The organism is Streptomyces sp. SAT1 (genome assembly GCF_001654495.1).
Taxonomy (GTDB): Bacteria; Actinomycetota; Actinomycetes; order Streptomycetales; family Streptomycetaceae; genus Streptomyces; species Streptomyces andamanensis.
This window is the reverse complement of the sequence record NZ_CP015849.1, coordinates 6473428-6486590: the sequence shown is the minus strand read 5'-3', so window position 1 is coordinate 6486590 and position 13163 is coordinate 6473428. Positions and strand designations below refer to the sequence as shown.

General features: G+C 74.4%; 12 protein-coding genes and 1 tRNA gene. 5 read left to right on the top strand and 8 right to left on the bottom strand.

Annotated elements, in window-relative coordinates; translation table 11 throughout:
• Window positions 1–95 precede the first annotated feature (95 nt).
• Window positions 96–626 (bottom strand): CGNR zinc finger domain-containing protein, encoded by a 531-nt coding sequence (locus A8713_RS27875; protein ID WP_064536436.1) that lies wholly within the window; start codon window positions 624–626, stop codon window positions 96–98.
• 25 nt (window positions 627–651) lie between these two features.
• Between A8713_RS27875 and A8713_RS27870 the strand changes: the two genes are divergently transcribed.
• On the top strand, window positions 652–2187 hold the full coding sequence (locus A8713_RS27870) for an MFS transporter (protein WP_064536435.1): 1536 nt from the start codon (window positions 652–654) through the stop codon (window positions 2185–2187).
• 1448 nt (window positions 2188–3635) lie between these two features.
• On the opposite strand, the gene A8713_RS27865 is transcribed toward A8713_RS27870, so the two are convergent.
• Window positions 3636–3709 (bottom strand) — tRNA-Pro (locus A8713_RS27865).
• 127 nt (window positions 3710–3836) lie between these two features.
• Here A8713_RS27865 and A8713_RS27860 point away from each other — a divergent pair.
• Both A8713_RS27860 and cobF read left to right on the top strand, forming a co-directional pair.
• The gene (locus A8713_RS27860; protein ID WP_064536434.1) at window positions 3837–4361 is read left to right on the top strand and encodes a DUF309 domain-containing protein; all 525 of its coding nucleotides are present in this window, start codon (window positions 3837–3839) and stop codon (window positions 4359–4361) included.
• A 108-nt stretch (window positions 4362–4469) separates the two neighbouring features.
• Window positions 4470–5240 (top strand): precorrin-6A synthase (deacetylating), encoded by a 771-nt coding sequence (gene cobF, locus A8713_RS27855; protein ID WP_064536433.1) that lies wholly within the window; start codon window positions 4470–4472, stop codon window positions 5238–5240.
• On the opposite strand, the gene A8713_RS27850 is transcribed toward cobF, so the two are convergent.
• Both A8713_RS27850 and A8713_RS27845 read right to left on the bottom strand, forming a co-directional pair.
• Window positions 5200–6009: a polysaccharide deacetylase family protein gene (locus A8713_RS27850; protein WP_064537755.1), complete on the bottom strand. Its 810-nt coding sequence runs from the start codon at window positions 6007–6009 to the stop codon at window positions 5200–5202. The genes cobF and A8713_RS27850 overlap by 41 nt on opposite strands.
• A gap of 234 nt (window positions 6010–6243) precedes the next feature.
• Window positions 6244–7092, bottom strand: coding sequence for an SDR family NAD(P)-dependent oxidoreductase (locus A8713_RS27845; protein ID WP_064536432.1), 849 nt, complete (start codon window positions 7090–7092; stop codon window positions 6244–6246).
• 327 nt (window positions 7093–7419) lie between these two features.
• Between A8713_RS27845 and A8713_RS27840 the strand changes: the two genes are divergently transcribed.
• A complete protein-coding gene (locus tag A8713_RS27840) occupies window positions 7420–8580 on the top strand; it encodes an MGDG synthase family glycosyltransferase (protein WP_237305578.1) in 1161 nt (386 codons plus the stop codon).
• Between the two features lie 28 nt (window positions 8581–8608).
• On the opposite strand, the gene A8713_RS27835 is transcribed toward A8713_RS27840, so the two are convergent.
• Both A8713_RS27835 and A8713_RS27830 read right to left on the bottom strand, forming a co-directional pair.
• A complete protein-coding gene (locus A8713_RS27835; RefSeq protein WP_064536430.1) occupies window positions 8609–9067 on the bottom strand; it encodes an RpiB/LacA/LacB family sugar-phosphate isomerase in 459 nt (152 codons plus the stop codon).
• A gap of 10 nt (window positions 9068–9077) precedes the next feature.
• The gene (locus A8713_RS27830) at window positions 9078–10169 is read right to left on the bottom strand and encodes a serine/threonine-protein kinase (RefSeq protein ID WP_237305467.1); all 1092 of its coding nucleotides are present in this window, start codon (window positions 10167–10169) and stop codon (window positions 9078–9080) included.
• A 321-nt stretch (window positions 10170–10490) separates the two neighbouring features.
• On the opposite strand from A8713_RS27830, the gene A8713_RS27825 reads away from it, so the two are divergent.
• Window positions 10491–10676 carry a hypothetical protein gene (locus A8713_RS27825; RefSeq protein ID WP_018566730.1) on the top strand — a complete coding sequence of 62 codons (186 nt, stop codon included), beginning with the start codon at window positions 10491–10493 and terminating at the stop codon, window positions 10674–10676.
• A 27-nt stretch (window positions 10677–10703) separates the two neighbouring features.
• On the opposite strand, the gene A8713_RS27820 is transcribed toward A8713_RS27825, so the two are convergent.
• Both A8713_RS27820 and A8713_RS27815 read right to left on the bottom strand, forming a co-directional pair.
• On the bottom strand, window positions 10704–11477 hold the full coding sequence (locus A8713_RS27820; RefSeq protein ID WP_064536428.1) for a sulfite exporter TauE/SafE family protein: 774 nt from the start codon (window positions 11475–11477) through the stop codon (window positions 10704–10706).
• A 126-nt stretch (window positions 11478–11603) separates the two neighbouring features.
• Window positions 11604–13109: a long-chain-fatty-acid--CoA ligase gene (locus tag A8713_RS27815; protein ID WP_064536427.1), complete on the bottom strand. Its 1506-nt coding sequence runs from the start codon at window positions 13107–13109 to the stop codon at window positions 11604–11606.
• Window positions 13110–13163 lie beyond the last annotated feature (54 nt).

Here is a 13163-nt window from a genome sequence, read left to right as displayed (position 1 = left end):
CAGCATCTAACCAATTGCGAACTTTTGCAATTCGGCAGGCGACTGCCGTAGCCGCTCTCGGCCGCCACGCGGCGGCCCGCGCGGGTCCGCGGCCGCTACGAGCCGGCCTCCCGCGCGGCCCGGCGGTGGCGCCGTACGGCGTCGCGGTTGGCGCAGGCGTGGGAGCAGTACCGCTGGCGTCCCGGCCGGCTGTGGTCGACATAGGCGTCGCCGCACTCGGGCAGGGCGCAGCGGCCGAGGCGCCGCATGCCGTGCGCGGTGAGGTGCTGGGCCGCCGCGACGGTGGTGGAGGCGGCGAGGACCGCGCCCAGACCCGCGCCGTCGGGCCGGTAGTGCAGGTGCCAGCCGCTGCCGTCGTGGTCGGTGACGGTGGGCGGTCCCGCGTAGCGGGTCAGCAGTGCGTTGAGGACCGCGACGCGGGCCGGTTCGTCCTCGGCGTCGACCAGGCGCCGCCAGCCGCGGAGATAGTCGCGCACCAGCGCGGCGTCACCCTCGCGCGCCTCGTTCTCCAGCGGCATGCCGACGGCGACCCAGCGCGCGGCGATGTCCTCGATGCCGGTGGGCGGCCGGTTGAGCAGGTCGATCACGTTGTCCAGCAGAGGGCGCCCGTAAGGGTTTACATGCACAAGAGCATTACATCACTGTCGGGTCATGACCGCCCGCGACCGCATCCGCGCCCTGCCCCCGACGGCGCCCGACGCCCCTCGCACCCCTTCGCGCGCCGCCCCGGCGGAAACCGGGAGCGGACCGGGCTGGCTGCCGCTGGCCGCCTGCTGCCTCGGTACGTTCCTGCTGCTGCTGTACACGTCGATCGTGACCGTCGCCCTGCCCGGCATCGGCGCCGGTCTCGGCGCGGACCACGGCGCCCAGCAGTGGGTGATCGACGTCTACACCCTCGCGCTGGCCGGACTGCTGCTCGGCGCCGGCGCGATCGGCGACGCGCTCGGGAGCCGCCGGGTGTGCCTCGCGGGGCTGGCCGGATTCACCCTGGCCACCCTGGCGTGCGGCCTCGCCACCTCGCCGGGCCTGCTGATCGCAGCACGGGCCGGCCAGGGCGTGGCCGGGGCCGCGATGCTCGCCACCATCGTCCCGCTGATCGGACTGACCTACGCACGCCCCGGGCAGCGGGCGACCGCGTTCGCGGTCTGGGGCGCGGTGGCGGGGGCCGCCTCGGCGGTCGGCACCGTCTGCGGCGGCGTACTGACGGAGTACGCGGGCTGGCGCTGGCTGTTCCTCGGCTCGCTCCCCCTGTGCGCCGGGGCGCTGGCGCTGGCCGCCCGCTCGTTGCCGCACGCGACGGTACCTCCGCCGCCGGACCCGGCTCCGGACCGGGCTCCGGACCGGGTTCCGGACCCGGCGCGGGAGCCGGGCCATGCACCGGGCCCGGACCGGGCGGCCCGGGGCCTGTTCCGCACCGGGGTGGACTGGCCGGGCATCGTGCTGGTCAGCGTCGCGGTGACAGGTCTCGCCTACGCGGTGATCGCCGGCGGCGAATCGGGGTGGGGCGCGCCGAACTCGCTCGCGGGCTGGCTCGCGGCCCTCGGCGCGGGGGGCGGGTTCGTGCTCGCCGAACGCCGTTGCCCGCGGCCCATCCTGCCGCCCGCGCTCGTCACGGCACCGAGGTTCGCCGCGGTCCTGCTGGCGGCCTTCGGGTACTACTTCGCCGCGTTCGGGGCGCTGCCCGCCCTGGCGACCTGGATGCAGACCGGTCTCGGCCTGGCGTCGTCAGCGGTCTCCCTCGTCCTCGTCGTCCAGCTCGTGGTCTTCGTCGCGGTCTCCGGCCTGGTCAGCAGGCACCTCCACGCGCTCCACCCGGCCTGGACCCTCGGCGCGGGCACGATCCTGGTCGGCGTCGGCGCGCTCATCGCCACCGCGGTGGCCGGCCGGCCGGACTGGCCCGTGCTGCTGCCGTTCCTGGTGCTCAGCGGAGTCGGCGCGGGCGTGGTCTCGCCCGTGCTGCCCGCCGTCGCCATCGCCACGGCCCCGCCCCACCACGCGGGCGCGGCCGGCGGCGCGGCCAACGCCGTCCGGCAGCTCGGCCTCACCCTCGGCGTGGCGGTCTGCGGAACCCTCACCCGCACCTCGACCGCCCCCCGCATGTCCCTCGCCTGCGCCGCCTGCGCGCTCGTCGCCGTCACCACGGGAGCCCTCGCCGTCCGACTGCTGCTGCGCTCCGGCACCAGATGAGCGGAACGACCCGGACCGACCGCACACCCCCGGAACCGGAAAGCGGTCAGGGGCGGCCTCGGATTCCTCTGTCGTGCACCATCGCGCCCACTCGGAACTGCGTTGATCACGCGGTTCCAGACAACAGCAACGACATCGGTCACGGAACCGCCAGTTCAGTCCACATCGCCCCTCGCGCCTCGGCGAAAAGACACAGCCCGTGCAACAGGGTGATCAGCCCTGCAAGCGCTGGGAGCGGATTCGCCCTTGACCACCCTCACACTGTCAGGGGTTGCCGTTGCTACTCCCTCAGAAAAACCAACCGCAAGAACCTCCGCCAACATGCTGTTGGGTCCGCCCTCCGGGAATGGAGTCACCGCACGGAAGGCTTCGGTTTCCTGGCCACCCAACCAGTCATGGTCCGCGGTCACAGTGAGCCAATCACCCTCGGACCTGATACGAATGTCGCCTGCCCCCCTGATGAGTGCCTCGGTTGCGATCATACCGGCCAGTTCGACGGCGTCGAATGATCCCGAGCGGAAAAATCGTCCTTCGTTCCTGGCCAAGTATTCCCACGTGTCAACCGGCGTGATGTCGTCAGGATGATACTTCAATTTCGCCGCTCCGCCTGAGTCGGTTGGAGAGAGGAAAAGCTGAGTTTGGGATGTGGAACTCATATCCCTCGAACTTCGGAGATTTCGACGTGTCCGGAATCTTGCGGGTGACTGCTCCAGCGTTCTGAAGTTTCACGATCGCAGAGTCAGTTATTTTGACCTTGATGATTCCCGGCGTCGATCCACCAAGGACTTCACATCAGCTCCGTGGTAATACGGGTTTCCGCCGCTCGGACGGTGGGGATTCGCTCCGTTGAGTGCGGGTCGTCGCCGTGAGCCGCACCCGGGCCGAACCTTCTGGGCTGAGCGGTGGCAGGAACCTCTACCGCGTCTGCCTCCCAGCCGGTCAGTCCGCCCGATGCCGACAAGCACGATCTGCTGGGAGAGTTCGCCAGCCGCCTGAAAGTAGAGATCGGAATGCCTGGGCCATGGGCGAACGCCTCCGCGAACTCGGCATCCGGCTCGCGGAAGCCCGCTCGACCGCACTGTTCCAGCTCGCCACCGAGCTGCCCGCCGCGCTCCTCGCCCGCACCCTCGGCATCAGCCCCCCCGACGTGGTGGATCCGCTTCTTCGACTACCTGTGATCCCCGCCTGCGATGTCCTCGGCAGAGGCATTTCGAGAGTTCCGATACCCGAGTCCACCGTTGCGCCCCGCCGTACACAAGATCACGGCCGCCGGGGCGGCGCTCTCCGCACACCTCAGCGTGCTCCGCGCACCTCGCTCGCTGCCGAGCCCGATCGTCGTGGCCCGCTGACCCCGGTCAAGGGCGCCGGTCCCCACCTGGTCCCCAGAAATGATCAAGGGCCGGTCTTGGATGTCTCCGAAACCGGCCCTGACCTGCGACTGTCTCCAGTCGGGACGACAGGATTTGAACCTGCGACCCCTTGACCCCCAGTCAAGTGCGCTACCAAGCTGCGCCACGTCCCGATGCGCTCTCGTGCGGTGGACCCGCGTGATCGCGCGAAGGTCACTTTACCGCACGCCCGGGGCGGTGCCGAAGGGGGCACTCGGGAGGGCGCTCGGGACGACGCGGCGACGGGGGAGAATCGTGGGTATGAGCAGCACATCATCCGACCGGGCGGTCGGCGCGCGGGACCGGGACAGTGAGGGGCGGGCGCGCAACGCCCGGCCACGCGACGGCCTGGGGCGCCCGCTGCCCTACGGCGCGGACGGAGTGGCGCGGCAGCCCGAGGGGGTGGTGCGCACCCCGGACCGGACGGTCGCCGAGGCGCAGACGCTGCTGGACGCGGGACGGCCCTTCCACGCGCACGAGGTCTTCGAGGACGCCTGGAAGTCCGGGCCCGAGACCGAGCGCGGGCTGTGGCGCGCGCTGGCCCAGCTCGCGGTGGGCCTCACGCACTCCGCCCGCGGCAATGTGACCGGCGGCGCCCGCCTGCTGCGGCGCGGTGCGCAGGGCGTACGGGACTGGGCGGCGGACTCCGGGGTGCGGGAGCCGTACGGCATGGACGTGGCCGGGCTCGTGGGCTGGGCGCGGGCACTGGCCGACGCCGTGGAGGACGGGACGGCCGGGGCGGTGGACGCGGCACGGAGCGCGCCCCGGCTGCGCGCCGGGGCGTAGGCACCCGGGCGGAGGCACCCGGGCGGAGCCGTCCCGCCGAAGCACCGCCGGTGACCGGGCGCAGCACCTGGTGCACGCGGTGTCAGTGCCCTGCGGCACACTCGGGGGGTGCGAGAGATTCATGTCATCGGTATCGGCGCGGGCGACCCCGACCAGCTCACGTTGCAGGCGGTCAGGGCGCTGCGCGACACGGACGTGTTCTTCGTCCTGGACAAGGGCGAGGTGAAGTCGGACCTCGTGCGGCTGCGCCGGGACATCCTGGACGCCCATCTGCCCGAGGGCGGGTACCGGGTGGTGGAGGCGCGCGACCCGGAGCGGGACCGCCGGGCGGGCGGCCGCGGCTACTCCCCCGCCGTCGACCAGTGGCGCAGCGCCCGCGCGGACATCTACGAGCGGCTGATCACCGACGAGCTGGACGAGGACGGGACCGGCGCGTTCCTCGTCTGGGGCGATCCCGCGCTGTACGACAGCACCCTGGGCATCCTGGAGGAGGTGCTGGCGCGCGGTGCCGTGGAGTTCTCGTACGACGTGGTGCCCGGCATCAGCAGTGTCTCCGCGCTGGTGGCCCGGCACCGCACCGGGCTCAACCGGGTCGCCCGGCCGGTGCAGATCACCACGGGACGGCGGCTGGCCGAGGGGTTCCCCGAGGGGGTGGACGACGTGGTGGTGATGCTCGACGCGCAGCAGGCGTTCCGGCAGTACGCCGACCAGGACATCGACATCTACTGGGGCGCCTACATAGGCACCCCGGACGAGATCCTCGTCTCCGGTCCGATCGCCGAGGCCGGGCCGCGCATCGAGCGGCTGCGCGCCGAGGCCCGGGAGCGCAAGGGCTGGATCATGGACACGTATCTGCTGCGTCGCAGGCCGCAGGGGTAGGCGGGGCGCCGGGAGGCGGCGTGGCCGGAAGGTGTGCGCCGGGGCGCCGGCGGCTCCCGGCCCGGCCCGCCACCTCGTGCTCGGCCAGGGTGCCCACGTCCCAGCCGGACTCCCGGCAGGCGGCGAGCAGGCCGGGCAGGGCGCCGAGGGCGGCGTGCCAGCAGCCGGGGGCCGAGGCGCGGTCCGTGTCGTGCAGCAGGACCGTGCCGCCGCCGCGGAGATCGGCCATGACGTTCGCGTGCACGGAGGCGGCGGTCGCGTCCGCCGTCCAGTCCCGGCCCCACGCGCTCCACAGCACCGGCCGCAGCCCCAGGCGCCGGGCGGCGGCCCAGCGGCCGCCGGTGAGGATGCCGTAGGGCGGCCGGTACCAGAGCGGGCGGCGGCCCGTGAGGGTGTGCACGGCCCGGACCGCGCGTGCCGTCTCCCGCAGGTCCCGGCCCGGGTCGGGCAGCCAGGGGCGGCTGTGGGTCCAGCCGTGCACGGCGACCTCGTGTCCGCGTCCGGCCATGTCGCGGACGAGTCCGGGATGGCGCACCGCGCTCTCGCCGAGCACGAAGAAGGTGGCGCGGACGTCGAGCCGGTCCAGCGCGTTCAGGAAGTGCGGGGTGCTCGCGGGGTCGGGGCCGTCGTCGAAGGTGAGCGCCACATGGCCGGTCCGGCCGTGTCCGGCCAGGTGCGGCAGACAGCGGGAGCGGAAGCGCGGCAGCCAGGACGCCGCCGGGACGATGTGCACGACGGCCGCAGCGGTCACGGCGGCGAGGGACGCCACGGCCGCGAGCGCCCCCGCCGAGGCGAGGGGGCCGACGGGGGCGGCGGCGGCGACGGGACCGGCGGAGGTGGCGGGTTCCGCGGTGGTGAGGGGCACGCGGGGCACCGGCGCGGACCGCCGTTCCGCGCCCTCGGCCCACCGGCCCGCACCGTTCGCCGATCCCCCGTCGCCTCTGAGCCCCCGGCCGGTCAGGCGTCCCCCGTCGCTCATGGACCTGCTCCCGCGCATCGGCCCTCACCCGAAGCGTGAGGCGAGGCGCCGGTACAGGGCGGGGGCGGCACCGCGGATCCGGCCGGGCAGCCGGGTCCAGCCGGGGACGTAGACCTCGTCCCGGCCGCGGGCGACCGCCTCCCACACGGCGTCGGCGACCCGGCCCGCCGGAACGGGCCGGGGACGCGCGCGCCGGTAGGGCACACCACGGCGGTCGAAGAAGGGGGTGTCCACCACGCCCGGCACCACATGGCTGATGCCGACGCCGGTGCCGCGCAGTTCGTAGCGGACGGCGTCGGCGAAGGTGGCCAGCGCGGCCTTGGCGGCCGAGTAGACCGCCTCGTCGCGTACGCCGACCGTGCCCGCGAGGGAGCCGATGATGACCACGCGGCCGGTGCCCCGCCCCACCATGTGCGGCAGCAGCAGCCGGACCAGGTGCACCGTGGCGAGCACGTTGACGTCGAAGACCTCGTCGATGGCGGGCTGGGGCATGGTGCTGAAGGGACCGGCCCAGCCGATGCCCGCGCCCGCCACCAGCAGGTCCACCCGGCCGAGGCTGTCGAGGGCGAACTCGGAGAGCCGGCGCCCGGCCCCCGGCCCCGACAGGTCCGCGGCGTAGGCCAGTGCCGAGGTGCCCCGGGCGACCTCCTCCAGGCGGGTGCGGTCGCGGCCGTTGAGCACCATCTGCCAGCCGCCCTCAGCGGCGAGCCGCCGGGCGACGGCCGCGCCGATCCCGGAGGAGGCGCCGGTGACCAGCGCACCCCCGCCGACCGGCCTGCCGCCGTCGCCTCCGCGGCGCTCGGTGCCCGGCGCGGCCGGCGCCCCGGGGCGGGTCCCGGAGCCGGACCGTGCGCGGGAAGGGGCTTGGGTCATCGGGGCACCTCTGGATCGACGGGCCCGGGGCCGGCGGTGCGGCCCCGGCGGTCCGGTACGGCGTGCCGGGCGTGGAGCGTCCCGGGGGCCGGGTCGGAAACGCGGGACGGGCTGGGGGTGTCCGTTCGGGTGACTGCGGTTCGTTTGGCTGCGGTGGGTGAGGGTTACTCACTTCCAGTGTCGTCCGAAACGCCCGTACCGCCACCGGTGCCCGCCGCTCGGGGCCCCCTGACCGGCCCGGCCGCCGCCGCTCCCGCCGTGTTCGAGGGCCCCGCCGCCGAGGGGTCCGCCGCCGGGGCCGGGCGGCTGCTCGTCGTCAGCGCGTCCATGGGCTCGGGGCACGACACGGTCGCCGCCGAGCTGGTGCGCCGGGCCCGCGCCGCCGGGAAGGAGGCGCAGATCGTCGACGTACTGGAACTGCTGCCCTGGGGGCTGGGGACGGGGCTGCGCGGCGGCTATCAGGCCGTCGTACGGCACTGCCCCTGGGTCTACGCCGGTGTCTACGACCTCTTCCTGCGGCCCGGCCCCCGGCCCCGGCCGAGCGGGACTCCGCTGGCGCGGCTGGCCGGTGACCGGCTGCTGGAGCTGGTGCGCCGCTCGCGTGCCGACCTGGTGGTGCCGGTGTTCCATCTGGCGGCCCAGCTCACCGGCCATCTGCGGGCGCACGGGACGCTGCGGGTGCCCAGCGCGGTGGTCGTGGTGGACTTCGCGGTGCACCGCCAGTGGCTGCACCCCGGCAACGATCTGCACCTGTGCCTCACGGACCGGGCCGCCGACGAGGTGCGCGCGGCCCTGGGGCGGCCCGCCCGGGTGACCGGCCCGGTCGTGGACCCCGCGTTCTTCGCCGGACCGGCGCCCGGCACACCGGAGCCGACGCAGCCGTCGGAGTCGTCAGGGGCCCCGGAGCCGTCGGAGTCATCGAATTCGGATTCGGATCCGCATTCGGATTCGGATTCGGATTCGGATTCGTCGGAGTGGCGGCGCCGCTTCGAACCGTACGGACCCGGTCGTCCGGCGGTCCTGGTCTCGGCGGGCGCCTGGGGGGCCGGGGCGCGGCTGCACCGCACCGCGCGGCTGCTCGCCGCGCACGGTTACCTGCCCGTCGTGCTCTGCGGGCGCAACGACCGGCTGCGCCGCGCCCTGTCCACGGTTCCCGGGGTGCTCACGCCCGGGTGGGTGACGGACATGCCCGCCCTGCTGCGCGCCTGCGCCGCCCTGGTGGACAACGCGGCCGGGCAGACCGCCGTCCAGGCGCTCGCCGCGGGGCTGCCGGTCGTGGGCTACCGGCCGCTGCCGGGGCACGGGGCGGAGGGGGTCCGCCGGATGGCGGCGGCCGGGGTGTCCGACCACGTACCGGACGAGGCCGGGCTGCTGGCCTCCCTCGCCCGGCTGACGGCGCGCGGCCCGGAGCGCGAGCGGCGCGTTGCCGCCGGGCGCGCGCTGTTCCGCGCGGACGCGCTGGCGGAGGCCGTACGGCCGCCCGGCTGACCGCCCGCCTTCCGGTGGCCCCGGCCCGTCACGCCTCCTGCGCCCTCGCCTCGTCCAGGCGTCCGACGAGGGCGATGTTCTCGCGGTCCTCGGCGTCCTCGCTGGGCGCGGCGGTGAACCAGGCGTCGAGGATCTCGTCGAGCAGCGGCTGGGAGGTCAGCCGCAGGCCGAGGGCGAGGACGTTGGCGTCGTTCCAGCGGCGGGCGCCGTCCGCCGTGGCGGCGTCGGTGCACAGGGCGGCGCGGACGCCGGGCACCTTGTTGGCGGCGATGGACGCGCCGGTGCCGGTCCAGCAGCACACGACCGCCTGGTCGCAGCGGCCCTCGGCGACGTCCCGCGCCGCTGCCTGCGAGCACACCGCCCAGCGCGGGTCGCCGCCGGGGCGCAGCGCGCCGTGGGCGGTGACGTCGTGGCCGCGCTCGCGGAGCGCGGCGACCAGCGCGCGGGCCACGGGCGCGTCCAGGTCGGAGGAGACGGAGATCCGCATGCCCGGCAGGCTACGCCTGGAACAGGCTCATGCCGAGCAGCAGTGCGCAGACGAACAGGGCCGCACCGCCGAGCACGGCGATCAGGCGGGAGTGGCGGCGCAGCGAGGTGCGCAGGCCGGGGCGGCGCGCGGGCACGCGGTGGACGGTGGTGTTCCAGCCGGTGTCCACGGCGGACGCCTGCGGGTGCGCGGCGTGGCCGGGAGCGCCCTGGGGCGCGGCCCGGTGCCGGGCGGGCGAGGCGGGCGCGTAGGGCTCGACGGCGTGGCCGGGCAGCTCCGGCGGCAGTGGTTCGGGGGCGCCCCGCCAGGCGCCGCTGCGGAACCAGTCCGCCGTCTGCCGGGCCGTGGGCCGCTCCTCGGGCCGCTTGGCGAGCATGCTCAGCAGGTACGCCTCGAAGGCGGGCGGCAGCACGGCGCCGCGCTGGTGCGGGGGTACGGGCGGGGAGTCGACGTGCTGGTAGAGCAGTCCGGTGGCGGTGTCCGACTCGAAGGGCGGGCGGCCGACGGCCAGTTGGTAGAGCACGCAGCCCAGTGAGTACAGGTCGGAGGCCGGGGAGGCGGGGGTGCCGATGGCGCGCTCGGGGGCCAGGTAGAGGCCGGTGCCGACGATCTGTCCGGTGGTGGTGAGTCCGGCGGACGGGTCGTCGAGGAAGCGCGCGATGCCGAAGTCGCCGATGCGGACCGTGCCGTCGCGGTCGCTGAGCAGGTTGCCCGGCTTGATGTCGCGGTGCACGATGCCCTGGGTGTGGGCGGCGGCCAGGCCCTCGGCGGCCTGTTCGGCGACCTGGGCCAGCCGGTCGGGGGTGAGCGGGCCGCCCGCGTTCAGTTCGCCCGAGAGGCTGCCGCCGTCGACCAGTTCCATGACGAGGAAGCAGCGGTGCTCCCAGGTGCCGAAGTCGAGCGTGCCCACCACATGCGGGTGGTGCAGCCGGGCGGAGGTCTGCGCCTCCAGCCGGAAACGGGCCTCGGCCGAGGCGTCGGCGACGTCGCTCAACAGCAGTTTGACCGCGACCGGCCGGCCGAGGACCTCGTCCTGGGCCTGCCAGACCTCCCCCATCCCGCCCCGCCCGATGACCGCGTGGAGCCGGTACCGATCCGCCACCAGCACCTGTAGACCGCCCTCTGTCCCCGAAGTCGACACTGTCCCTGACCCCCCTGTGCCCGCCCCGTCCCGGTGGTGGGCACGGCGGCAGCCGAGCCACCGCCTCCGGGTCGCGGCAACCGGCCCATCTTAACGATCACTTGGCCTGTCGCCGACCGGATCATTGCCCTGGCGGCCTCCGGGTGGACCGTGGGCCGCCCGCCGTACTGGATCCTTCCGGGTGAAAAGCGGAACGTCGCTCTTCGTACCAGTATGTAGAACTGATCATGTATGTCATGGTCGCCCTGACCCGCTGATCCACTGGGAAGGGAGAGGACGACCTTGGACCCACTGACCTGGCTGCTCATCCCGCTGGCGACCGTGATCATGGCCGCTCTGTGGGGCCTCTGCGCGGGGCGCCCGCGGCGTGCCGACGACTGGACGAACGTGCAGCGCTACGACCGGCTGCGGGCGGCCCTGGCCCGCGCCACCGCGTCCGCCTCGGCCCCGGCGTCCACGGCCTCGTAGGGCGTAGGGCGCACCCCGGGCCGGGCCTCAGGTGAGCAGCAGCTGCACGCCCCCGACGACCGTCGCCGCGATCACCAGCCGTTCGAAGAGCCGCTGGTCGATCCGGTCGACGGCCCACCGGCCGAGCAGCGCCCCGGGCACCACGAACACCGCGAGGGACGCGTCGAGCAGCAGCGAGCGGCCGTCGATCAGGCCGAGGCCCGCGCTGAACGGCACCTTGGCGACGTTGACGATCAGGAAGAAGAAGGCCGACGTCCCGAGGAACCCGAGCTTGCGGAAGCCCGCGGAGAGCAGATAGAGCGACATCACCGGGCCGCCCGCGTTGGCGACCATGGTGGTGAAGCCGCCGAGGACGCCGTAGGAACGGGCCTTGAGGCGGCCGGAGCGGGTGGTGACCGCCTCGGGTTCGCCGGGGCGGTCGGCCGCCCGGCGCCGCAGGACCGTGACGGCCGCCATCAGCAGCAGGATGGCGCCGATCGAGACGCGTACGACCCCGTCGTCGGCCCACAGCAGGAACAGGGTGCCGACGACCACCCCGGCGGCGACGGCCGGGAACAGCCGCCACAGCGTGGGCCAGTGGGCGTGCCGCCGGTAGGTGAGCACGGCGAGGACGTCCCCCGCGATCAGCAGCGGCAGCAGCACCCCGGTCGAGGCGCGGGCGGGCAGCAGGGCCGCGAAGATCGCGAGGCTGACCGTGTTGGCCCCGCTGACGGCGGTCTTGGAGAAGCCGACGAGCAGGGCCGCGAAGGCGAGCGCCGCGAAGCCCCAGCCGGTGAGGTGCCACAGATTCATCGTGTCCATGCGGACACCGATGCTATGTCCGCACGCGCGGTGCGGGCTCCGGCGGGGTGTGCGTCAGATGCTCCGCCGGGTGTTCCGGCGTGTGGTCCGACGTGTGGTCCGACGTGTGTTCCGGCGGGAGTCCCGTCAGGCGTACCGCGCCCGCAGCTCGCGCTTGAGCACCTTCATGCTGGGGCCGAGCGGCAGCGCGTCGGTGAACTCCACGCGGCGCGGGTACTTGTGGCGGCCCAGGTGCTCCTTGGCCCAGGCGGTGACGGCGGCGGCGTCCGGCCCGGCGCCGGGGGCCGGGACGACGACCGCGCACACCTCCTCGCCGTGCAGTTCGTCGGGCAGGCCGATGACGGCCGCCTGGGCGACACCGGGGTGGCGCAGCAGCACCTCCTCGACCTCGCGCGGGTAGACGTTGTAGCCGCCGCGGATGATGACGTCCTTCTTGCGGTCGACGATGCGCAGGAAGCCCTCGTCGTCCTTGGTGCCGAGGTCGCCGGTACGGAACCAGCCGTCGACCAGCGCCTCGGCGGTGGCCTCGGGGCGGCCGAGGTAGCCGGAGAAGACGTTGTGGCCGCGCACCACGACCTCGCCGACCTCGCCCGGCGGCAGCAGTTCGACGCGGTCCTCGGCCTCGGCGCGGGCGATCTCGACGTCCACGCCCCACAGCGGGTGGCCGATGGAGCCGGGCCGCGTGCCGAACACCGGCTGGTTGACGGCCGCCGCCGGGGAGGTCTCCGACAGCCCGTAGCCCTCGTGGATCCTCGCGCCGAACGCCGCCTCGAACCGCTCCAGCACGGCGACCGGCAGGGAGGCCCCGCCGGAGACGCACAGGCGCAGGTCCGGCAGGACGTCGGCGCCGGCCGCCGCGGCGGCCAGGGAGACGAACATGGTCGGCACGCCGTGGAAGGTGTTGACGCCCTCCTTCACCATCAGCTCGATCGCCCGGGACGCGTCGAAGCGCGGCAGCAGGACGAGGGTCGCCCCGGCCCGCCAGGTGGAGTTCATGGACACCGTCTGGCCGAAGGCGTGGAACAGCGGGAGCGCGCCGAGGGCGATGTCGTCGGGGCGGATGTCGTTGGCGTCGAAGGCGTTGACGGTCGCGTTCATCACCAGATTGAAGTGGCTGAGCACGGCGCCCTTGGGGACGCCGGTGGTGCCGCTGGTGTAGAAGACGACGGCCGGGTCGTCGGCGGCCCGGGTGACGTAGGAGGGCAGCGGTTCGGCACCGGCCGCCAGCGCCTCCAGTTCGGCGCCCAGGGTGACGACACGCACCCCGGTGGCGCGGGCGGCGGCGGTGCCCGTGTCCGCCTGCGCCGGGTGGCACAGCAGCAGTGTGGCGCCGCTGTCCCGCAGGACGTGCTCGACCTCGGCGGCGGACAGCAGCAGGTGCACGGGGACGACGACCGCCCCGGCGGCGGCGATGGCGTAGTACGCCTGCGGGAACTCGGCGGTGTTGGGCGCCATCAGGGCGACGCGGTCCCCCGGCCGGATCCCGAGCCCGGTGAGCGCCCCGGCCTGCGCGCGGGCCCGCTGCCACACCTGGGCGAAGCTGAGCCGCAGGTCGCCTTCGACGAGGGCGGTCCGGTGAGGGCGGCGGCGGGCGTTCTCGGCGAGGATCGCGGCGACGGAGAGGGTGGCCATGGGGGTGCTCCCTTGGTGGTGCTGTGGTGCGGCGGTGGTGCTGTGACGGGGCTC